This window comes from Acinetobacter sp. AOR01_HL (assembly GCF_027855455.1).
GTDB lineage: Bacteria > Pseudomonadota > Gammaproteobacteria > Pseudomonadales > Moraxellaceae > Acinetobacter > Acinetobacter baumannii.
Window position 1 is genome coordinate 91,393 of sequence record NZ_JAKTIM010000058.1, and the last position, 21,395, is coordinate 112,787.

The 21,395-nt window shown below is 39.7% G+C and carries 20 protein-coding genes and 1 tRNA gene; 6 read left to right on the forward strand and 15 right to left on the reverse strand.

Annotated elements, in window-relative coordinates; translation table 11 throughout:
* The first annotated feature begins 68 nt into the window (after positions 1-68).
* Together MKL62_RS19150 and MKL62_RS19155 are read left to right on the forward strand one after the other, a co-directional pair.
* Entirely contained in the window at positions 69-785 is a 717-nt protein-coding gene (locus MKL62_RS19150) for an AzlC family ABC transporter permease (protein WP_005128246.1), read from the forward strand.
* A 1-nt stretch (position 786) separates the two neighbouring features.
* Positions 787-1,104 carry an AzlD domain-containing protein gene (locus MKL62_RS19155; RefSeq protein WP_000118659.1) on the forward strand — a complete coding sequence of 106 codons (318 nt, stop codon included), beginning with the start codon at positions 787-789 and terminating at the stop codon, positions 1,102-1,104.
* 40 nt (positions 1,105-1,144) lie between these two features.
* Here MKL62_RS19155 and MKL62_RS19160 read toward each other — a convergent pair whose 3' ends face one another.
* The 11 genes from MKL62_RS19160 to MKL62_RS19210 form a co-directional block, all read right to left on the reverse strand.
* Positions 1,145-1,597 (reverse strand): Mpo1 family 2-hydroxy fatty acid dioxygenase, encoded by a 453-nt coding sequence (locus tag MKL62_RS19160; RefSeq protein WP_000835608.1) that lies wholly within the window; start codon positions 1,595-1,597, stop codon positions 1,145-1,147.
* A gap of 556 nt (positions 1,598-2,153) precedes the next feature.
* Positions 2,154-2,771 carry a septal ring lytic transglycosylase RlpA family protein gene (locus MKL62_RS19165; RefSeq protein WP_001177236.1) on the reverse strand — a complete coding sequence of 206 codons (618 nt, stop codon included), beginning with the start codon at positions 2,769-2,771 and terminating at the stop codon, positions 2,154-2,156.
* Between the two features lie 290 nt (positions 2,772-3,061).
* On the reverse strand, positions 3,062-4,063 hold the full coding sequence (gene mltB / locus MKL62_RS19170; RefSeq protein ID WP_000951088.1) for a lytic murein transglycosylase B: 1,002 nt from the start codon (positions 4,061-4,063) through the stop codon (positions 3,062-3,064).
* Positions 4,064-4,082: 19 nt separating this feature from the next.
* Positions 4,083-5,225 (reverse strand): rod shape-determining protein RodA, encoded by a 1,143-nt coding sequence (rodA, locus tag MKL62_RS19175; RefSeq protein ID WP_000075224.1) that lies wholly within the window; start codon positions 5,223-5,225, stop codon positions 4,083-4,085.
* A 128-nt stretch (positions 5,226-5,353) separates the two neighbouring features.
* On the reverse strand, positions 5,354-6,004 hold the full coding sequence (locus MKL62_RS19180; protein WP_001115740.1) for a hypothetical protein: 651 nt from the start codon (positions 6,002-6,004) through the stop codon (positions 5,354-5,356).
* 23 nt (positions 6,005-6,027) lie between these two features.
* Complete coding sequence (queF, locus tag MKL62_RS19185) at positions 6,028-6,840, reverse strand: NADPH-dependent 7-cyano-7-deazaguanine reductase QueF (RefSeq protein ID WP_270899802.1); 813 nt, start codon at positions 6,838-6,840, stop codon at positions 6,028-6,030.
* The gene (locus MKL62_RS19190; RefSeq protein WP_005128250.1) at positions 6,837-7,610 is read right to left on the reverse strand and encodes an ABC transporter permease; all 774 of its coding nucleotides are present in this window, start codon (positions 7,608-7,610) and stop codon (positions 6,837-6,839) included. The genes queF and MKL62_RS19190 overlap by 4 nt, the downstream gene beginning before the upstream one ends.
* Positions 7,607-8,542 (reverse strand): ABC transporter ATP-binding protein, encoded by a 936-nt coding sequence (locus tag MKL62_RS19195; RefSeq protein ID WP_000128669.1) that lies wholly within the window; start codon positions 8,540-8,542, stop codon positions 7,607-7,609. The genes MKL62_RS19190 and MKL62_RS19195 overlap by 4 nt, the downstream gene beginning before the upstream one ends.
* 117 nt (positions 8,543-8,659) lie before the next feature.
* Positions 8,660-8,736 (reverse strand) — tRNA-Arg (locus MKL62_RS19200).
* 99 nt (positions 8,737-8,835) lie between these two features.
* Positions 8,836-9,471 carry a hypothetical protein gene (locus MKL62_RS19205; protein WP_161778784.1) on the reverse strand — a complete coding sequence of 212 codons (636 nt, stop codon included), beginning with the start codon at positions 9,469-9,471 and terminating at the stop codon, positions 8,836-8,838.
* Positions 9,472-9,615: 144 nt separating this feature from the next.
* On the reverse strand, positions 9,616-10,302 hold the full coding sequence (locus MKL62_RS19210) for a putative quorum-sensing-regulated virulence factor (RefSeq protein ID WP_001147935.1): 687 nt from the start codon (positions 10,300-10,302) through the stop codon (positions 9,616-9,618).
* A 249-nt stretch (positions 10,303-10,551) separates the two neighbouring features.
* Here MKL62_RS19210 and MKL62_RS19215 point away from each other — a divergent pair, with 249 nt between their 5' ends.
* Complete coding sequence (locus MKL62_RS19215; RefSeq protein ID WP_030423598.1) at positions 10,552-11,781, forward strand: alpha/beta hydrolase; 1,230 nt, start codon at positions 10,552-10,554, stop codon at positions 11,779-11,781.
* 29 nt (positions 11,782-11,810) lie between these two features.
* On the opposite strand, the gene MKL62_RS19220 is transcribed toward MKL62_RS19215, so the two are convergent.
* Complete coding sequence (locus MKL62_RS19220) at positions 11,811-11,966, reverse strand: hypothetical protein (RefSeq protein ID WP_002010476.1); 156 nt, start codon at positions 11,964-11,966, stop codon at positions 11,811-11,813.
* Between the two features lie 60 nt (positions 11,967-12,026).
* Here MKL62_RS19220 and glyA point away from each other — a divergent pair, with 60 nt between their 5' ends.
* The gene (gene glyA, locus MKL62_RS19225; RefSeq protein WP_270899803.1) at positions 12,027-13,280 is read left to right on the forward strand and encodes a serine hydroxymethyltransferase; all 1,254 of its coding nucleotides are present in this window, start codon (positions 12,027-12,029) and stop codon (positions 13,278-13,280) included.
* A 40-nt stretch (positions 13,281-13,320) separates the two neighbouring features.
* Here glyA and adeH read toward each other — a convergent pair whose 3' ends face one another.
* The 3 genes from adeH to adeF are packed head-to-tail and all read right to left on the reverse strand — an operon-like array spanning position 13,321 to position 19,185.
* Entirely contained in the window at positions 13,321-14,769 is a 1,449-nt protein-coding gene (gene adeH / locus MKL62_RS19230) for a multidrug efflux RND transporter outer membrane subunit AdeH (protein WP_030423597.1), read from the reverse strand.
* A gap of 12 nt (positions 14,770-14,781) precedes the next feature.
* Positions 14,782-17,961, reverse strand: a complete 3,180-nt coding sequence (adeG, locus tag MKL62_RS19235; RefSeq protein WP_001027056.1) for a multidrug efflux RND transporter permease subunit AdeG — start codon at positions 17,959-17,961, stop codon at positions 14,782-14,784.
* A gap of 6 nt (positions 17,962-17,967) precedes the next feature.
* Positions 17,968-19,185, reverse strand: a complete 1,218-nt coding sequence (gene adeF, locus MKL62_RS19240) for a multidrug efflux RND transporter periplasmic adaptor subunit AdeF (protein WP_005128253.1) — start codon at positions 19,183-19,185, stop codon at positions 17,968-17,970.
* Between the two features lie 197 nt (positions 19,186-19,382).
* Between adeF and adeL the strand changes: the two genes are divergently transcribed.
* Both adeL and MKL62_RS19250 read left to right on the forward strand, forming a co-directional pair.
* Entirely contained in the window at positions 19,383-20,414 is a 1,032-nt protein-coding gene (gene adeL, locus MKL62_RS19245; RefSeq protein ID WP_002000718.1) for a multidrug efflux transcriptional repressor AdeL, read from the forward strand.
* Positions 20,415-20,588: 174 nt separating this feature from the next.
* Positions 20,589-21,374 (forward strand): ABC transporter substrate-binding protein, encoded by a 786-nt coding sequence (locus MKL62_RS19250; RefSeq protein ID WP_000135838.1) that lies wholly within the window; start codon positions 20,589-20,591, stop codon positions 21,372-21,374.
* Positions 21,375-21,395 lie beyond the last annotated feature (21 nt).

Genomic DNA, 21,395 nt, shown 5'->3' on the forward strand with positions numbered 1-21,395 from the left:
TTTGTTCAAGCGAAGCTGAGCTAAATACCAGAAAATCTATAAATAATAACTGTTATAGATGTCTAGGGATGAATACTCATTTAAATCAATCTATTAGATTTTCTAAAAGCCGACCACCGCATCTTTTTTTACGAGGGGTGATAGATATATTGCCACTATCTATTTCGGTTATACCATGGGCTATTTTAGCTGGATCAATGGCAGTTCATGCGGGTTTATCATTTTATAAAGCACTAGCGATGTCAGGAATTGTGTTTGCTGGCGCTGCGCAATTAGTAAGTTTAAGCATGGTGATGGAAGGTGCATCGTTATTAACCATCTATGTCACTATTTTCTTTCTTACTGCTCAACATTTTATTTATGCTTTAACTTTAAGAAATGACATTTCTATTTTGCCTCTCTCAAAAAGATTAACTTTTGGTTTTCTGCTTACCGACGAATTATTTGCAGTAAGTGTTCCTAATGAGAAAAAAAATCCTCAATACTTATTCGGAGCAGGTCTTTGCTTTTATTTATTTTGGGTGGTTTTTAGTTTAGTGGGTATTTTATTAGCAACGGCGCTACCTAACTTATTAAATTATCATTTGGATTTTTCCATTATTGCTATTTTTGTTGCCATGATTGTTCCTATGTGTAAAGGGAAGCCTGTAATGGCAGGCATTTTAATGACTTGTGTCAGTGGTTTTGTGCTTAAATTTTTTCATATAGAAGGTGCCATTCTAATTTCTGGTTTATTGGGGATGTTTATTGCGGTAATAGTCGAAAATAAAATGGGAGAAAAATAAAATGTCATGGCTTATGATTTTAGGACTGGCAGCTATCGTATTTTTTAATCGTTATTATTTTTTGGAACCAAACGTAAAAGTTAAATTACCAGTACTTATGAATAAAATGTTGAATTATTCAGCTCCTTGTTTATTAAGTGCTATTTGTATTCCAGTAATTTTTTTTGAAAATAATGAATTAAGAGGATTTTTAGATAATCCTTACTTATACGCAACGATATTTTGTACTGTCGTGGCTTTCTATTTTAAAAAAGTGTTACCGAGCGTTCTGCTGAGCCTAGCATTTTTTTATTTTATAAATTTTCTAATAAATCATTAAGTTAAAGCTGAATCTTTTTAGGATTCAGCTTCTTCAAAATTTATTGAGCAATCAGTTTCTTTTGACGGCTTTTCCAATGAGGTAATATCTTTGCAAGATAAGCATCCATACACCAGACCGGACCAATCAAGAGAAATTGCAAATCTTTAAAGAAAGAAGGTTTTTTTCCTTCAACTTTATGTCCATAAAATTGTCCAATCCAGGCAAACACAAAAAGAGCAATATAAAATCCTACACCTACTGGTAGAACATAAATAAGCCATGCCATCACAACAAGTAGAGCAGCCATTGCTACTGCAAGTACAAGATCAAGCCGAGCATAAAAAATGAGTGTCAGTACTACGAGTAAAGCGGTGAGTAGGGCACTAAAGTGAGCAATAATTCCAATAATCGAAAATAAAATAGCTGGAACACATACCCAGTGAATTTTCTTATTTATCGGGTTTTGATGACTTTCACTATATTCATCAAACCATTCACCGATAGATTTCATAGACCTTGTTCTCCTTGTCTAATTTTGAGTCATTCTTTTTCTGTTTATATTTTATCCTCTCGTTATCGGGAGAGACAAGACAAGTTGTATATCGACATGTTTGTTAAATCAAGTAAGCCTAAAATTTAAAGTTTATTCACTTCGGCACAAAAATGAAAAACAGCACTGAAGAAAGGGGAGGATGAGCTCAAAAATTTCAGGTTATTTATTTGTGATTTTGAGAGAGTCGAATCCTCAAAAAAAACTCATTTTCATGAAGAATGGGAAAATAATAGAAAAATACTCAACTCATCTTGTCTTAAAACGCGTTAAACAACTCTTTTTAGACTAAAGTGGTACTAGGGTAGCGGAATTATTTTAAAATGGCTGTAATCGAAAAATATGCGCAAAAATCGATAAAGAATAAATCAGTGTGTTTTTGGGTTAAAAAATAATCATTTTTGTAATGAAAAAACGAATCTAGACACAAAATTTTTATAGGGTTTTTTTGCTCTTTTTATATTAAAAAAGCCACAACTTAACTGGTGGCTTTTTCATGAACTCGAGGAGTAATCGCTTATGAAGTAGGACCGTCTACACGCTCAATACTTACTTTAGCAGTACCAGCATTGGTAATACCAAGGCGTTTAGCTGCACCGTATGATAAATCAAGCACACGATTACCATGGAAAGGACCACGATCGTTTACTTTTACCACTACGCTTTTGCCATTGTCTTTGTTGGTGACACGGATATAACAGTTAAGCGGTAAGCTACGGTGAGCAGCAGTAAGTGCATTCATATCGAATGTTTCACCACTTGCAGTTTTACGGCCATGAAATTGACGACCATACCACGATGCCATGCCAGTTTGGCTAAACTTACGAACAGTATTTGAAGCTACTGTGTTAAGTTTTTCAATCACTGAAGGCTCATCTTCAGGGATTTCAATTTTAGCTGCGATAGCTTGACGACGGATTTGATCGCCAGAACGTTCAGTGATTGAAAGACTGTTAATGTTAGAGAAACGAGAATTAAAGTTTTGAGTATCTTTACTCAACACACGAGCAGCTAAATTTGCATTTGGACCATCTACATCGCTATTTAATGATGATGATTGCATCATTTCAGCGTGCAGTGGGGCCATGCTTAAACTAGCCGTCAGTGCAAGAATGTATTTCAGCGATAACTGCATTTATATAAACTCCTGAGAACATGCACTTTTTCATTTAGCCAAAGAGCTAAAAATTGAAGTGAACATGCCTAATTATTCACTTTTGCAATTGCTTGATTGGGGTGGATAATATTCATCGCTTACGGAGAGTGTCTAGTCTTTAACGAGAAATAGTTACAAAAAGGGCAAAAACTTACAGTTTTAGGTTAAAAAATAACCAAATATGTAACAAGGTATTTAAAATGTATGTATTGTGATCGATTTAACAAAAATATTTATTGACTTTTACATAAACTCATCAAAAAGCTAGCCTATCGGCTAGCTACTTCTGTACCTAACAACCATACGGCAGTCGCATACATTCGGCTTTTGTTATAAGTCGTAATTACTTGAAAGTTCGGATAGGTTAAATAGTAAATTGGACCGTTATAGTCTTGTAATTGAATAACATTTACCATATCTAAGTCATCAATTTTGACTAACGGATTTAAAGGGGAAATCCCTTGATTTTTTAGTGCACCATACGGAGTGGGCTGGGTCAAATCTTTAGCAATGATACTTTCCGGATTTGAACCTGTGTAACGAGCCATAAAACCAATAGGTTGATCGCGTTGCCAGCCTTGTTTTGCTAAGTAATTTGCGATTGAACCAATCGCATCTTCTGCAGAGTTTCGTAGGTCGATATGACCATTACCATCAAAGTCGACCCCGTACTTACTAATGTTGCTTGGCATAAACTGCGGGAAGCCAATGGCACCAGCATAAGAACCTACAATACTATTGGTTGGATAACCTTCTTTGTAAGTCCATGCAATGAGAGCAGCTAACTCATCGCCAAAATATTCAGCACGGCGTGGGTAGCCAAAAGCTAACGTTGCAAGTGCATCACGAGTAATAAACGAGCCTTTATTGGCTCCATAACCTGTTTCAACACCTAAAATGCCTAGAATAACCGCTTGAGAGACACCAAATTGTTGTTCAGCACGATTGAGAGCATCGGCATATTGGTTTTTAAAGCGGACACCACGTTGAATAGTACCTTCGACTAAAAACATAGAGCGATAGTCGTACCAAGGCTTACTTTCACCAGGGCGAGTCATAATATTTATAATGTTTGGTAAATTTTTTGCACCATTCATAGCGGCGTCAACCTGTTCACCGCTTAAGCCATAAGTGCTCATGGCTTTTTGTTTAAAATTTAAATAGTTAGGATGAGTTACAAAATCATTGGCCTGAGCAAAATGACTTGTGCTAATAAGGCCAGTACACAAGGCAAGCACTTTTAAAGTTTTATTAACAAATTGAGACAACATATCTTTTTTAAATTCCAGATTATCGATGTGTATGAATAGACATGACTAAACCAAAAGTGGCCATTAAAGTAATAATAGCGGTACCGCCATAACTCATAAAAGGTAAGGGAACACCCACTACAGGTAAAATACCACTGACCATTCCTGCGTTTACAAATACATAAACAAAAAAAGACAAACCAAACGCGCCAGCCACTAATCGGCCATAATTATGAAAGCTTTGTAAACCGATTTGAAATGTTCTAAAAATAATGGCCGAATAAAGAATTACTAATATAAGTACACCAATTAAACCGAATTCTTCTGAGTAAGCAGCAATAATAAAGTCAGTATGGCCTTCTGGTAAGAAGTGTAAATGTGATTGAGTACCTTCGAGGAAACCTTTACCTGAGAACCCACCAGAACCGATTGCTGTTTTGGACTGAATAATGTTCCAGCCTGTTCCTAAAGCATCCGCTTCTGGGTCAAGCAACGTTAATACTCGTTGACGTTGATAGTCGTGTAAAAGGAATTCCCATGCAATTGGAATCACAATAGCTGCACAAGCTGCTGCTGCACCGATCATGCGCCAAGATAGCCCACTTAAGAACAGTACAAAAATCCCACTTGCTAATACTAATAGTGATGTTCCTAGGTCAGGCTGTTCTGCAATAAGTAAAAATGGAACACCAATTAACATTAAAGACAAAATAACCTGCGAGAAGCTAGGAGGAAGAGGTTTGCGAGCTAAAAACCATGCAACCATCATTGGCATGCCAATTTTCATAAATTCGCTGGGTTGAACACTCCCGAACCCCGGAATATCGATCCAGCGCTGCGCACCCATGCGAACTTCACCAAAAACCATAACGCCAATTAAGGAAAACAGGCCAAATAAATAAAAATAAGGTGAAAAAGCTTGATAAACCTTGGGTGGAATTTGCGCTAGGCTAATCATGACCAGAAAGCCGATACCAAAGCTCATGGCCTGTTTACTGACGAGTCCCACATCTTGTGCAGATGCACTATAAAGTACCGTTAAACCTAACAATGCATTTAGGAATAAAAATAGGCATAACCAAGGGTCAATATGAAGCTGCTGCCAGCGCGAAGGTTGCATGGCAGTACTAAGGCCATCTCGAGGAGCTTGGCGTAAAAATTTATATTGTGGACTAGGAGACATGCGGCTTTAACTAAAGGTCAATCAGTGCTTGGCGCATGCTAACATAAACCTGATTTATGACAATGTATATCAATATTTTGCAATAAAAAAACCTGGCTCTCACCAGGTTTCCGATAGACTATTTTTTATTAGTTAAAGAATAGTCCATCATGATATTCAGCCATCGCTTTTAGTTCAGTGCGATTTAAACTTGGAATGAGTTTGTCGATCGCAATATGAACTGCTTTAGTTACAGCAGCAGCGCCAATATCGGCTGCTTTACGCTTAATCATGCCTAAATCTAATGTTTTATTAAAGTCAGACATAAAATGTCTCACCATAGCATCACCGAACTGTTTATATAGTTCTGCTAATGCTGCTTTATTAATATCATTACCCGCTTGAAGCTCGGCAAAATTATGCTTCAAGTTGGTAACTAGGCCAGCATCTAAAGCTACGCCAACTTTATATTGGCCTTGCGGATCTTTAAATAAGCTTTTCTCTGAAAACTCAACTGACTGTTTAACCACATCGTTTGGCGCTTTGCTGAGTAATTGCTTTAAAAGCACGGCAACTGTTGATTTGACATAACCAGCTAGTTTTTCGGCGGTATCTCTTTTTTCACTCGCTGGGAAATGTTGTACTAACTGAGTAAGTACATTTTCAATAATTTCTTCATTGAGTTGTAAAGCGATTTTGTCTCGAAGTGGATATAACGGTTCACTAGAATTTTTATTCGCAATTCCAGTCTGTATATCATTCAATAAGCCTTCAGAAGGGGTAAAACCAAAAAACGGCATGGTGTATCCTCAAATTATTCGTTTTATTGTCGTGCCAATCGAATCGGTTTTGGCATCCATGTAAGATCCGATACTCGGCAAGGATTGATATCAAGTCCACCGCGGCGAGTATAAGTTGCATAAACCATCAGCTTTTCAGGTTGCAAATTTTGCCAAATATCGGCAAAGATTTGTTCGACACATTGTTCGTGGAAACCGTTATGCTGACGGTACGAAATAATATAGGCTAAAAGACTACGATAACAAGGTTTTTTGCCCTTAAAACGAATAAAAACTGTCCCCCAATCCGGCTGGCCCGTGACTGGGCAGTTACTTCTCAAAAGATGAGAATACAGTTCAACTTCGATTTCTTCACCTGACTCATCAAGTTTTAAGAGAGTAGCATCAGGATGTTGTTCTAAACGCTCTGGCATAAGATTATCAATACAGATCTCTTGAGGTTTAGAAATCTCTAAATCATCTACTTGAAATAGGGTTAATTCAACTTTTGCACCTGCCGCAGCAGATAGATCTTTTTCAACTGTTTCAATGAATGACTGTGTAGAGTCAAACTGAGTGAAGTTAAGACTATTGAAATAAAGTTTTAATGACTTTGATTCAATCAAATTCGGTGAAGAAGCTGGCAGTGTAATTCTGCCGATAGCAACCTGTGGAATACCATGAGCATTCAACCAAGAAATTTCGAAAACGTGCCACCAATCTTTACCTTGGGTTATACCTTCGATATGAGCATATTTTTCACGAGATTGAGCACGTGCAATTGGAAATAACACATCGGGTTGATAGCTAGTTGGATATTGGGTTTCTTTACCCAATAAAGACTGTTCGACACTCATTCACGCATTCCTGAACCACGAGCAAGTAAATAATAAGCAATTCCGTAAAGTACAGCACAGCATAATGTCACAATGATTAAAGAGAACGAAACGTTCACGTCACTATGACCTAAAATGCCGAAACGGAAAGCATTTACCATATAAACAATAGGATTAATTAAAGAAAGTTTTTGCCAAAAAGGACCAAGTGCACTAATGGCATAAAACACACCACCTAAATAGGTAAGTGGAGTAAGTACAAATGTTGGAATAATAGAAATATCATCAAATGATTTTGCATAGACTGCATTAATAAAACCGCCTAAAGAAAATAAAACGGATGTAATTAATACTGTATATATAGTTACGAACCAGTTATGGATAAAAAGATCAGTAAAAAACATACTCATCGCGGTAACGATTGCACCAACCAAGACACCTCGACAAATACCACCAATAACATAGCCCCACAAAATAATATGCAGAGGTACAGGGCTCATAATCAGCTCTTCAATGCTTTTTTGAAATTTCACACTAAAGAAACTCGATGATACATTGGCATAACTGTTGGTAATGACAGCCATCATGATGAGGCCAGGTACAATAAATTGCATGTAACTTACGCCACCCATGTCACCAATACGTGAGCCAACTAAATTACCGAAAATGACAAAGTACAAACTCATGGTAATTGCAGGTGGTAATAAGGTTTGTGGCCAAATGCGTAGAAATCGGCGTACTTCTTTACGAACTAGAGTCCAGAGGGCAATTTGCAGTTGGTTAAAGTTCATTTTGCCGCTCCTTCAAGATTTTTCTCGACCATTTTGACAAATAGCTCTTCAAGACGATTCGATTTATTTCGCATGCTGCGAACACGAATACCTTGTGACTCTAAAAGTTGGAATAAATCATTTAATGTATGTGCTTTATCCATTGTTACTTCTAAAGTACTACTATCAATTAAGTTGAACTTCACACCAATAATATTGAGCTGGAGTGGGGCAATAGGTTCAGCCAAATCAAAAATAAAAGACTCTTCACTCAGCTGGTTTAAGAAACTTTTCATGCTGGTATCTTCTTTAATGACACCACGGTCAATGATGGCAATTTGACGACACAACATTTCTGCTTCTTCGAGATAATGTGTCGTTAAAATAATAGAAGTACCGTTTTCGTTCATTTCGGTCAGAAAATCCCACATAGAACGGCGTAACTCAATATCTACACCCGCAGTAGGCTCATCTAAAATAAGAAGTTTAGGCTCATGCATCATGGCACGGGCAATCATAAGACGGCGTTTCATACCACCTGACAGCATACGTGCTTGTATATTACGTTTTTCCCATAGGCCCAGTTTTTCTAAATAATGTTCTGCGCGCTTTTCTGCAATCTTTCTATGGATACCGTAATAACCAGCTTGCGTTACTAAAATATCAAATGCTTTTTCAAACTGCCCAAAGTTAAATTCCTGAGGGACAACGCCAAGCTGCTGTTTTGCTAAGGATGGATGAGTGTCGAGATTATGTCCGAAAATCTCAACTGTTCCTGAGGTCTTTTTCGTGAGGGAGCTGATAATACCAATGGTTGTTGATTTGCCGGCGCCATTTGGACCTAACAACGCATAAAATTCACCTTCAGGCACAGTGAGGTTAATACCTTTTAACGCCTGAAAACCATTACGATATGTTTTGGACAAATCTCTTAAAACCAAAGCATCAGTCATGAAATTCTCACATTATGAAAGAGGGGTATATTTTGAGCGATAATGATTAATAAACCAAGTAAAATAGTCGGAATTTTATAAAATTGAGATAAATTTATGAAGTTATTATATATAAAATGGTGCGCTCGGCGGGGATCGAACCCACGACCCCAGGCTTCGGAAACCTGTACTCTATCCAACTGAGCTACGAGCGCATGTGTGGGGCACATCATAGGAAAAAAACACTTGCAGGTAAAGCACGAAATACGTACCAAGTGAATTTAATGCTTAATTAAACAGCAGCTTGTTATGTTTTAGTTCTTTTGCTGAATGAGCTGAATTGAATAATTAATAGAGTGAAGCGTATGCGCCAGCTCATGAGGGGGAATCCTTGACTCTTGCAAACTGGTAATCCATTGCATTTGGCACATTTTCAGTTCTTGAAGATTTTTAATTTGTTCTATTTTCTGAATAAGTGGTTTGGCCATAAGCCCACAGTATTGATTCAAGCTTTGCTTCATCAATTGTTGTATTTCTTCAAAAGTAAGTTGTTCAAATGGAACTACGGGTTGGATATTTTCAATATTTGAAGAATGGCATGATGGTTCTAGAGAAACTTTAATTTCTCCAGTCAAATCAGCACTTTCATTTACATCTATAGTGCTTTTTTGTTGCACTTTTACTTCTAAACTCGTGGTAGTTGATTCTGAGAGAGCTATTTGTTCAGTAAATTCTGAATCGTTTTCGCTAATAGGGGCAATAAGCTTTAAGTCAATAAGTTGTTGAATGAGTTCTGGTGGAGCAATGCGTTTTTTAAACTCGGTATTGAGAGTTTGAAAATCTTCATGATCAATTAATAGAAGTAAACGTCTTTGTTTGGCATTTAAAGCAATATTACGTTGTTGAAGCGCGACTCTTCCCAAATTGGTTCGATAAAAACCAGCCATCATTTTTCCCCAATATAAAAATGAAGTAGCCTGTTTGATTTTTTCTATCAAACAGTACTGTTCTTAATAAAATATAAATGGAGCTAACGATAAAACTCAAAAATGACAATATGATGAAGAATTTATGAATATCATCTATTTAGGTCTTTAAAATGCACTTTCTAATGCTTTACGTAGGTAAACGTCCAGCTCGTCTTGGCGCAATAGCCATTGAATATAGTCTTTAGGGAGTTCAGCAATAGCTGTACCTTTATGCTTGCCAAAGTTAATTGTTGTGGGAATACGTGCTTCTTCAGAAACTCGGTACAACTCTTCAATGTCTTGAATATTTAAATGATAGACAATATGCATCAAGATATTGGCAGTTAAAATAATATCCGCATCGGCACGGTGAGCACCTTTGAGTAATTCACGAGCTTTGCTGCTGCCTTGAGAAATCATATAGATCAGTGCTGAAATATTATGCGCTTCTGCATCAGGCCAGGTTTTACGTGCTAAAGCTAGCGTACAAATCGGTTTGATATGAGAAACATCTACACCGCAACGTGCAATCGCGGCAATATCATAATCAATATTGTGGCCAATAATATAAGTTGTAGTGTCTGGCAATTTAAAAGTTTTATAGTGGGGCTGATTTTCTAAATCTGATTCTAATATATGGTGTACTGCCATAGCCGCGTAAGAGATAGGGGTCCCAACTTGATAAAGTTGATCAAACAATTTGCTTTTATCTAAGGTGAGCTTGCCTGCATTAATTTCAATAGGGGCATATGCAATTTCAATAGGCAAACCATTTAGTGTATGTGTTTCTGTATCTAAAATAATGGCTTGCATATCCGGCCCTTTAAACAATTACGAGTAACCAAGAATGTTAACAGTTGGCCTCGCACTTTAAAACCTGAAGTGAGGCAGAAAGTGGTGAGAACGACAATTTATATTAAAAATAGAATTTTTCAGGGATTGATTTTGTCGAATAGAACTTGCGGAAAATTAAGATTAGGCGTAATTGTTTTTAAGACATTAGAGAATGTTGATTAAAAAACTAAAGCACAACAAAAATGGAATTTAAGGGAAGATATACCAATGAAAATGAAACTATTAATGACGAGCGTTCTTAGTACGAGTTTATTTTTAGTCGCTTGTGGAGGTGGAAGTAGTGATGATGGCCCAGCTACTACTAATCCATCCGGAACTCCAACCAATAATATTCAAAATCCAGTTGTTAAAGTTGAAGCCTATACAAGTACTAACTTAGGATCAGTTGCCGCAGAAAGTAGTATTTTAACTTATAAAATGTTAGGTCAAAGTGGACAAGAAGTGCAGGCAACAAGTCTAGTGTTTACACCAAACACTCCACCACCAGTCGGCGGTTGGCCCATTGTAGTCTGGGCGCATGGCACTACGGGTGTGGCAGATGTATGTGCACCAAGTAAAGCAGCTTTAGCAGACAGTACAAAAGATTTAATTAGTAAATTATTAGCAGCAGGTTATGTTGTTGTGGCACCTGATTATGAAGGTTTGGGTACCCCAGGTATACATCCTTTTTTAAATGTTAAAAGTGAGGCTTTTTCAATTACCGATGCAGTGGTTGCAGCGCGTAACTATTTATCGCAACGTAATTTATTAACTTCGAAAAAATGGGTCACTGTAGGTCATTCTCAAGGTGGGCATGCTGCATTAGGAGCTGCACAGTATGCGAGCCGTGCACAACTAGAATATAAAGGTACAGTAGCCGTAGCGCCTGCTTCTAATTTAGGTTTTATTTTAATAGCAGGCGAGCAGTCTGTTGCGAATGCAACTCTAGATAAAAAGATCTCAATGTATGCTCAACTTGACACTTATACAGCTTTAGTCACAGCTGGTATTCGCAACACACAACCCACTTTTGATTATCCACAAGTATTTACTCCACAAATTTCAAGTATTGCCCAACAAGCGGAAACAATTTGTTCTGGACCATTAGGACAGGCCTTTGGAGCGGGTATGACTCAGTATGTTACAGAACATAATGGAACACTTGACGGTTATACCCGCACACAGCCTAACTTTATGGCTGTACCGTTAGTTAAAACATTTTTAGATAAAGATTCGCAGCCGTTACAAGTAAAAGTTACGACACCAATCATTATCTATCAGGGTTTAGCAGATTCGACAGTACCTAAAGTAGCAACGGATATCTTGATATCTAATGCCACTGTCGTAGGTACTAAAATTAATAGTTATGTGACGGGTAACTGGGATCATGGTACGGCGATGAGTAGTAATGTAGATAATATTGTTGGAAATGTTCAGACTTTACTATCAGCTCAATAGAGTTATTGATATTTAAAGACTTTTTAATATTATTGTAAGCTAAAATTAACGATGGATAAATTTAAAATATAAGCTTTAAACGAGCTTTTTAATTGATTTATAAACAATGGCTCATTTTTTATAAAACTTGAGCCATTTTTATTTAAAACTGAGCTAACTTCATTCTGTTTAATTATAAAGTTCATGCTACAATATGCCGCAATCTTAGCACGGCTTAAAAGCCCTAATTTATAGGACCCCCGCTAATGTTTGCCAATATTTCCATTTCTGAATTTGATCCAGAATTAGCTCAAGCAATTGCTTCTGAAGATGAGCGTCAAGAAGCACATATCGAGTTAATTGCATCTGAAAACTATTGCTCTCCTGCGGTAATGGAAGCGCAAGGATCAAAACTTACGAACAAATACGCAGAAGGTTATCCTGGCAAACGCTATTATGGCGGTTGCGAATTTGTAGATGTTATTGAGCAAATGGCGATTGACCGTGCTAAAGAACTTTTTGGTGCAGATTACGCAAACGTTCAACCACACGCTGGCTCACAAGCTAACTCTGCTGTTTATTTAGCACTTCTTAACCCAGGCGATACAGTTTTAGGTATGAGCTTGGCTCACGGTGGTCACTTGACTCACGGTGCAAAAGTTAGCTTCTCTGGTAAAACGTATAACGCTGTTCAGTATGGTCTAAATGCTGAAACTGGTGAGATTGATTACGAAGAAGTTGAACGTTTAGCATTGGAACACAAGCCACGTATGATCGTTGCTGGTTTCTCTGCTTATAGCCGTGTTGTAGATTGGCAACGTTTCCGTGACATCGCGGACAAAGTTGGTGCTTACCTTTTTGTTGATATGGCTCACGTTGCAGGTCTTGTTGCTGCTGGTGTATATCCAAACCCAGTTCAAATTGCTGACGTAACAACAACGACGACTCACAAAACACTTCGTGGTCCACGTTCTGGTTTAATCCTTGCGAAAGCGAATGAAGAAATCGAGAAAAAACTTCAATCAGCTGTATTCCCTGGTAACCAAGGTGGTCCATTAATGCATGCGATTGCTGCTAAAGCAATCTGCTTCAAAGAAGCAATGTCTGACGACTTTAAAGCTTACCAACAACAAGTTGTGAAAAATGCTCAAGCAATGGCTGAAGTATTCATCGCACGTGGTTATGATGTTGTTTCTGGTGGTACAGATAACCACTTATTCTTGTTATCTTTAATCAAACAAGACGTAACTGGTAAAGATGCAGATGCTTGGTTAGGTGCTGCTCACATTACTGTGAACAAAAACTCAGTTCCAAATGACCCACGTTCTCCATTTGTGACTTCTGGTATCCGTATCGGTAGTCCGGCAGTAACAACTCGTGGTTTTGGTGAAACTGAAGTCCGTGAACTTGCTGGTTGGATCGCTGACGTGATTGATAGCAAAGGTGACGAAAAAGTTATTGCTGATGTAAAAGCAAAAGTTGAAGCTGTTTGTGCAAAATTCCCTGTATATGCAAAATAATTTGTGTATATAAAAAAAGCGCCGTAAGGCGCTTTTTTTATTAACTACTCCAACCGCCCCCTAAAGCACGGATTAAATTGATGCTTGCAATGATTTGGCTGCCTTTCAGCTGAGCTGCTAATTGTTCTTGTTGCAAAATAGTGCGGTCAGAATCAATGACATCAAGATAGCTAATAGCACCTTCTCGATAACGTAAATGAGAAAGTTGATTGGCATGATGAGAAGAGGAGAGTGCTTGGTTTTGAGCCTGAATTTGCTGATCGAGAATTCTTTGATCAGATAAACCATTTTCAACTTCGCGAAATGCGTTTAGTACAGTTTGTCTATAGTTGGCGACGCTTTCCTCATAAGCCGCTCTTGCTTGAGCAACGCCTGCTTTACGTTGTCCACCATCAAATAAAGGTAACGACAAAATAGTACCGGCGACAGGTCCTAGTAAAAAAGTCCGACTCGACCATTTACCCAACTCGCTTAAACTTGAAGATTCATAACCTAAAGCTCCTGTAAGACTGAGTTTTGGGAAAAATGCTGCACGAGCAATTCCAATACGCGCATTATCTGCTGCCATTGCACGCTCTGCAGCCGCAATATCGGGTCGTCTTTCAAGTAAAGTTGACGGCAAACCGGCAGGGAGACGGATACTATTTGCAGTTAAAGGTTGAACTGCCAAGTTAAAGTCTGCTGGTGGTTTTCCTAATAAGACTGCAAGCGCATGTTCTGCACTGGCTCTGTTACGAGCAATATTTAGGGCAGTGGTTTGTGCGGTAGCAAGTTCGGTTTGTGCACGATAAACATCTAATTCACTGACCAGTCCGTTTTTAAAACGAAGCTGCATTAAATCTCGTGTTTCACCTAATAATTTGATTGTACGGTTATAAATTGCCTGTTCGGTATCAAGTTGACGTATCAGAAAATAACCTTGAGCTACATCCGCTTGTAGAGCTAAAAGTGCCGACTGATATAGTGCCTCTTGTTGCTGTAGATCCGCTGTTGCTGCGTTGACACTACTTGCTACACGACCAAATAAATCGAGCTCATATGAAACATTGGCTTGAGCTCGCCATAAGGTTTGAGCCGAAGTATGTGCATTGTCATCTAAACCGAGTGAAGCTGGAGACGGCTTTTGGCGGGTTGGCCCAAATCCGGCATCAATACTTGGTAAGCGTTCAGCTTGAGCTGCCGAACGTAGTGCACGTGAAGCCTGAATATTTGCTGCCACCGCTTTTAGGTTCTGGTTGCCTGCGATAGCTTGCTGTTCAAGTTCATTCAGTTGAGCATCATTGTAAATGCGCCACCATTCACCACGAGTTTGCTGATCGGCAGGTTGGGCAATCTTCCAGTTATTATCTTCAAGTTTGGGGTCAGATTCTTTGAATTTGACTGGCACTATAACTTTTGCAGGTTGATATTCCGGAGCTAATGAGCAGCCTGCAAGGAGCAGGCTTCCCATGAGTGAGGACAACAACCAGTTTTGTTTTGATGTAATCACCAAATGTCCTCCTTAATGATCGTGTGGGCTAGCTAACGGCGCTTCATGAACTGCCGCAGAATGCAGTTTATGTTTGCTGTTGAGGGTACGAATCAGAACGTAAAAGGCAGGGGTGAGGAATAAACCAAAGAATGTTACACCGATCATGCCGAAGAATACGGCAACACCCATCGCATGTCGCATTTCAGAACCTGCACCAGTTGAAGTAACCAGTGGCACTACACCCATAATAAATGCAATAGAGGTCATTAAAATTGGGCGTAAACGTAGACGACTTGCTTCAACGGCTGCTTTAAAGGCAGTCGCACCTTGCATTTCAAGTTCCCGCGCAAATTCGACAATCAAAATGGCATTTTTACAGGCTAGCCCGACCAGTACCATTAGACCGATTTGAGTAAAGATGTTGTTATCTCCAGCAGTCAGCCAGACACCTGTCAGAGCCGCTAAGATTCCCATTGGTACAATTAAGATAACTGCTAATGGTAGGGTTAAGCTTTCATACTGAGCAGCTAAAACCAAGAACACGAGTAATACGCTAATAGGGAATACCCAAAGTCCAGCGTTACCAGCCAAGATTTTTTGGTAAGTTAAATCTGTCCATTCAAACTTGATACCACGCGGTAGAGTTTGTGCAGCAATACGTTCAACCGCAGCTTCTGCTTGGCTAGATGAATAACCCGGTGCAGGGCCGCCGTTAATATCTGCTGATGTGTAACCGTTATAACGAACGACCATTTCAGGACCATAGGTTTGAGTTACATTCACCAATGAAGATAATGGCACCATTTGTCCGGCACTATTACGGGTTTTAAGCTGCAAAATATCTTCAGGGTTAGCACGGAAAGGCGCATCGGCTTGTGCACGAACCTGATAAACACGTCCAAAGCGGTTAAAGTCGTTAACGTACTGAGAACCTAAATAAATCTGCATAGTGTTGAAAACATCTGTCACAGCAACGCCTTGCTGTTTAGCTTTTACACGGTCCAGATCTACATTCAGTTGAGGCACGTTAATTTGATAACTTGAGAACATTGGACCAAGTTCAGGGGCTGATTGTGCTGCTTTCATAAAGTTTTGAGCAGCATCGTTCAAGGCTGAATAGCCTAAGGCACCTCGGTCTTCGAGTTGCAGTTTAAAGCCGCCCATGGTGCCTAAGCCCATCACGGGTGGTGGTGGGAAAACCGCAATATAGGCATCTTGAATAGCTGAATATTTCTGGTTGAGAGCACCTGCAATAGCATTTGCAGATAAGTCTTTAGCCTTACGTTCATCGAATGGCTTTAAGGTCACAAAGACAATACCGGCACTCGAGCTATTGGTGAAACCGTTAATTGATAGGCCGGGAAAGGCAACCGCACTTTCTACACCAGGTTGTTTAAGCGCAGTGTCACTCATTTTACGAATCACCGCTTCGGTACGATCTAATGACGCGCCGTTTGGTAGCTGCGCAAAGCTAATTAAATATTGTTTGTCCTGCGCAGGAACGAAACCACCTGGAACAATATAGGAAATACCAACGGTTAAACCTAGAAGTGCTGCATAGACACCCATTGCCGAAGCTTTATGGGAAATGACACGGCTGACACCTTGACTATAACGATCTGAAGCACGTGAAAACACACGGTTAAACAGTGCAAAGAAACGACCGAATAAACGATTCATAATACGTGTTAAGGCATCCGGTTTAGCATCATGTCCTTTCAGTAACAGCGCTGCTAAAGCAGGAGATAGGGTAAGCGAGTTAAATGCCGAAATAACCGTTGAAATGGCAATAGTCATGGCAAATTGTTTATAGAATTGCCCTGTTAAGCCTGTCATAAAGGCAAGAGGTACGAATACTGCAACAAGTGTTAAAGCAATGGCAATAATCGGTCCACTGACTTCTCGCATGGCACGGTAAGTCGCCTCCCTTGGGTTTAAGCCTGCTTCAATATTCCTCTCGACATTTTCGACGACCACAATCGCGTCATCGACGACAATACCGATGGCAAGCACCATCCCGAACAGTGATAGCGCATTGATTGAGTAACCAAAAGCGAGCATGAGCGCGAATGTACCAATAATTGAAACCGGTACGGCAAGCAATGGAATGATTGAGGCGCGCCATGTTTGTAAAAATAAAATAACAACCACAACAACCAGTGCAATTGCTTCAAGTAGGGTATGAACGACCGCTTTAATACTGGCACGTACGAATTGAGTCGGGTCATAAACAATGTCGTATTTAATTGAAGATGGGAAATCTTTTGAAAGCTCCTTCATCGTGCTACGCACTTGATCGGAAACTTGTAAAGCATTCGCACCCGGAGCTTGGAAAATTGGAATTGCGACAGCTTGTTTATTATCGAGTAATGAACGTAAGCCATATTGTGAAGCTGCGAGCTCAACACGTGCAACATCACCCAATCGGGTGACTGCACCGTCGGGAGCAGTTTTTAAAATGATATCGGCAAATTCTTGCTCAGTGGTTAAACGACCTTGAGCATTGACCGAAAGCTGTAAAGGTGAATTACTTGGTGATGCACCGATTGTACCCGCTGCAACCTGAATGTTTTGTTCACGGATTGCATTCACAATTTCAGTGGCTGTAAGGTTACGCTGTGCTACTTTTTGCGGGTCAAGCCATACACGCATCGCGTAGTCACCAGAACCAAATAATCCGACTTCACCAACCCCTTGTAAACGCGCTAAACGGTCTTTCACGTTGAGCACCGCATAGTTACGTAAGTAGGTCATGTCATAGCGATTATCTGGGGAGGTCAGATGTACCACCATAGTTAGAGTAGGTGAGCTTTTTAGTGTGGTTACACCTAAGCGCTGTACATCTTCAGGTAAACGAGGCATGGCCTGAGACACACGGTTTTGAACCAATTGTTGGGCTTTATCTGGGTCGATACCGAGCTTAAAGTTCACCGTAATGGTTAGGTTACCGTCGCTGTTTGCTTGAGATTGCATATACAGCATGTCTTCGACGCCGTTGATTGACTCTTCGAGCGGAGAAGCAACCGTTTCAGCAATCACTTTTGGGTTTGCACCCGGATATTGGGCACGTACCACCACAGATGGTGGAACAACCTCCGGATATTCAGAAATCGGTAACTGAAATACCGAAAGGAGACCAGCGAGTAAAATCAAGACTGATAGCACACCAGCAAAGATCGGCCGATCAATAAAAAACTTAGAAATATTCATATGTGATTAACCTTTTGCCGGAGTTGATGTTTTATCTGTTGGCTGAGGTTGAGGAGTAGCGTTAGCAGTGATTTGTGAATCTGGCATAGGAACGAGATGCGGTGTAACAGGGTCACCCGGACGAATTCGCTGTAAACCATTCACTACAATACGATCACCCGCTTGTAATCCGCTATTTACGATTTGCAAGCCATCTTGTTGGGCACCGAGTTTTACTTCGCGATAAGCAGTTTGATTTTTCGCATCCACTACTACGACAAAACGTTTATCTTGATCGACACCAACCGCGGTTGGACTAATCAGAATCGCTGGGCGAGGTTGGCCTCCACCTAAACGAATTCGTGCATATAGGCCCGGTAATAAAACACCGTTTGGATTGTTAAAAGTTGCGCGAACACGAATCGTACCTGAGGTTGTATTCAGGTTGTTATCGATTGAGTTGATCGTACCTTCGCGAGTAAAGCCTGTTTCATTGGCAAGTCCCATATAGACAGGTACTTGTGCTGAATTACGCTGATTACTGATATATTTCAGGTAAGTTTGTTCATCAACATCGAAAGATGCGTATAGGCGTGATACAGACACTAAACTTGTTAAAACCTGTGCGCCGTTACCTGCAGAAACTACATTACCAACGGTGACTTCAGCTCGTGAAATCCGGCCGCTGACTGGTGCAGTAATACGGGTGTATTCCAGATTTAAACGTGCAGATTGGACAGCAGCTCTAGCGGCTTGCAGGTTAGCATTGGCTGAACGTGCATCATTTTCGGCTAAATCCAGTTCTTGGCGAGAAACAGCATTACTCTGAATGAGACGTTGAATACGCGAAAGATTGCTTGCGGTATATGTTACCTGTGCTTCAGCTGAAGCAAGCTGGGCTTTTGCACGGTTCAGTTCTGCTTCAAAAGGACGAGGGTCGATTGTGAAAAGTAAATCACCTTTTTTAACGAGGCTTCCATCTTTGAAATGTACGGCAATGAGTTTTCCTGAAACTTGAGGTCGAATATCAACTTGATCAATTGCTTCTAAACGACCGGAATATTCTTGCCAATCGGTAATGGTTTTGCTTACTACTGGGGCTACATCAACAGTAGCAGCTTGTTGGGCAGCGGTTGGTGCAGCTTTTGCATCGGCATTTTCATGTAACAACATAAAACTGCCACCGGTTGCTAAAATAGCGACAAAGATGGCAGACAGTGCAAACTGTTTGCGGGAAAATGACATGAGGTGCTCCTAGTTATTTGGATACCTGTTTTCAGACTTTTAGTTATGGTCCGTATGGGAGAAACAGGGTTTATGGAATGGACGGAGCATAAAAGTTTGTCAATCACGAATAAATATATTAAATTTGATAACACTATTCGTATTTTTATAACAATTGATGTGTTTGCACTAGAAAATGCATTAATAGGAGTGTGCGTGTGGATCTATTTCATGCCATGAGAGTATTCAACAAAGTTGTTGAAACAAATAGTTTCAGTTTAGCAGCTGATAGTTTGGGTTTACCGCGTGCTTCTGTGACTACAACCATTCAGGCTTTAGAGAAGCATTTACAAGTTCGATTGCTTAATCGGACAACACGAAAAATTAGTCTCACACCGGATGGCGCCGTATATTATGATCGGACAGCCCGTATTTTAGCGGATGTTGCCGATATTGAATCTTCTTTTCATGATGCAGAGCGGGGGCCAAGAGGTCAGCTTCGTATTGATGTGCCTGTATCGATTGGACGTTTAATTTTAATTCCAAGGCTCCGCGATTTTCATGCACGCTATCCTGATATTGATTTAGTGATTGGTCTGAACGACCGACCTGTAGACTTGGTTGGAGAAGCGGTTGATTGTGCAATTCGGGTGGGTGAATTAAAAGATTCAAGCTTAATTGCGCGTCGTATCGGAACTTTCCAGTGTGCAACAGCTGCTTCACCGATTTATTTAGAAAAATATGGCGAACCTACCTCAATTGAAGATTTGCAAAAAAATCATAAAGCGATTCACTTCTTTTCAAGCCGTACCGGACGCAACTTCGATTGGGACTTTGTGGTTGATGATTTAATTAAAAGTGTGTCAGTACGTGGACGTGTTTCGGTAAATGACGGTGATGCTTATATCGACTTGGCTTTGCAAGGTTTTGGTATAATTCAAGGCCCACGTTATATGCTCACCAATCATTTAGAATCAGGTTTGTTAAAAGAGGTATTGCCTCAGTGGACGCCAGCACCGATGCCGATTTCAGCAGTTTATCTTCAAAATCGTCATTTATCGCTTAAAGTAAAAGTGTTTGTAGATTGGGTCGCTGAACTTTTTGCAGGCTGTCCATTACTTGGCGGTACAGCTTTACCTTTCGATCAGAAATGTGAATTTGCCTGTGATAAAGAAACTGGTCATGAATATACAATTCGTACTTTGGTCGAGCAGCATAATATTGCTGAAGCTTATACGCTCAAAACTTAATCTTAAAATTTGATTGATTTTTCAACATTTAATCCGTTAATACAGATCATTGCTTAGACATCTTCATAAATCCTTAACTTATGGTATAGAAATTGCTGTTATTTCAGCAGATGAGTAAGTTCGAAATACTCAAGTTTTTATCACCTTATTTGTGTTCTAAGGAGAAGCTTCAAGATGGCAAGCTTTATGAAAAAAATATTCGTTTCAACAACCTTAGTTCTGGCTGCTGTTGCGACGAATGTCCAAGCAAAGGATTGGAAGGTGATTCGTTTTGGTACTGAGTCGTCTTATGCGCCGTTTGAATATAAAACACCAGATGGCAAGTTAACTGGTTTTGATGTTGATTTGGGTAATGCTATTTGTGCAAAACTCAAAGCTAAATGTGTTTGGGTTGAAAACTCTTTTGACGGGATGATTCCCGCACTTAAAGCGAAAAAATTTGATGGCATTCTTTCATCAATGACTGTTACTGATGAACGTGCAAAACAAATTTTATTTAGTAGCAAAATCTACAACACGCCAACGCGTATGGTTGCAAAAAAAGGTTCGCCGTTATTACCAACACCTACTTCATTAAAAGGTAAACGTGTCGGTGTACAGCAGGGCACAATTCAAGAAACTTACGCTAAAACTTATTGGGCTCCAAAAGGTGTGAGTGTTGTTCCTTATCCAACTCAAGATTTGATTTACCAAGACATGATGTCTGGTCGTTTGGATGCAACTTTACAAGATGCAATCATGGTTGATGGCGCTTTCTTGAAACAACCAAAAGGCAAAAACTTCGCTTTTGCTGGTGGCAATGTGGTTGATGTCAAAACATTGGGTGTAGGTGCGGCTATCGGTTTACGTAAAGAAGATGCAGACTTGAAAGCGAATATTGACAAGGCACTCGCTGCAATCATTGCGGATGGCACATACAAGAAACTCGAGAAAAAATACTTCTCTTTTAGCATTTACTAATGATGTGAAAAATGTCGGCTG

Excerpts from the sequence above, each read along its gene's own strand:
- queF (WP_270899802.1), bottom strand. The coding sequence starts at position 6,840 with ATGAGTGTCGAACAGTCTTTATTGGGTAAAGAAACCCAATATCCAACT.
- MKL62_RS19210 (WP_001147935.1), bottom strand. The coding sequence starts at position 10,302 with ATGCAAGCCATTATTTTAGATACAGAAACACATACACTAAATGGTTTG.
- MKL62_RS19190 (WP_005128250.1), bottom strand. The coding sequence starts at position 7,610 with ATGAACTTTAACCAACTGCAAATTGCCCTCTGGACTCTAGTTCGTAAA.
- adeF (WP_005128253.1), bottom strand. The coding sequence starts at position 19,185 with ATGTCATTTTCCCGCAAACAGTTTGCACTGTCTGCCATCTTTGTCGCT.
- glyA (WP_270899803.1), top strand. The coding sequence starts at position 12,027 with ATGTTTGCCAATATTTCCATTTCTGAATTTGATCCAGAATTAGCTCAA.
- MKL62_RS19205 (WP_161778784.1), bottom strand. The coding sequence starts at position 9,471 with ATGATGGCTGGTTTTTATCGAACCAATTTGGGAAGAGTCGCGCTTCAA.
- MKL62_RS19215 (WP_030423598.1), top strand. The coding sequence starts at position 10,552 with ATGAAAATGAAACTATTAATGACGAGCGTTCTTAGTACGAGTTTATTT.
- MKL62_RS19160 (WP_000835608.1), bottom strand. The coding sequence starts at position 1,597 with ATGAAATCTATCGGTGAATGGTTTGATGAATATAGTGAAAGTCATCAA.
- MKL62_RS19195 (WP_000128669.1), bottom strand. The coding sequence starts at position 8,542 with ATGACTGATGCTTTGGTTTTAAGAGATTTGTCCAAAACATATCGTAAT.
- MKL62_RS19180 (WP_001115740.1), bottom strand. The coding sequence starts at position 6,004 with ATGCCGTTTTTTGGTTTTACCCCTTCTGAAGGCTTATTGAATGATATA.
- MKL62_RS19250 (WP_000135838.1), top strand. The coding sequence starts at position 20,589 with ATGGCAAGCTTTATGAAAAAAATATTCGTTTCAACAACCTTAGTTCTG.
- MKL62_RS19220 (WP_002010476.1), bottom strand. The coding sequence starts at position 11,966 with ATGAACTTTATAATTAAACAGAATGAAGTTAGCTCAGTTTTAAATAAA.
- mltB (WP_000951088.1), bottom strand. The coding sequence starts at position 4,063 with ATGTTGTCTCAATTTGTTAATAAAACTTTAAAAGTGCTTGCCTTGTGT.
- MKL62_RS19165 (WP_001177236.1), bottom strand. The coding sequence starts at position 2,771 with ATGCAGTTATCGCTGAAATACATTCTTGCACTGACGGCTAGTTTAAGC.
- MKL62_RS19155 (WP_000118659.1), top strand. The coding sequence starts at position 787 with ATGTCATGGCTTATGATTTTAGGACTGGCAGCTATCGTATTTTTTAAT.
- adeG (WP_001027056.1), bottom strand. The coding sequence starts at position 17,961 with ATGAATATTTCTAAGTTTTTTATTGATCGGCCGATCTTTGCTGGTGTG.
- rodA (WP_000075224.1), bottom strand. The coding sequence starts at position 5,225 with ATGTCTCCTAGTCCACAATATAAATTTTTACGCCAAGCTCCTCGAGAT.
- MKL62_RS19150 (WP_005128246.1), top strand. The coding sequence starts at position 69 with ATGAATACTCATTTAAATCAATCTATTAGATTTTCTAAAAGCCGACCA.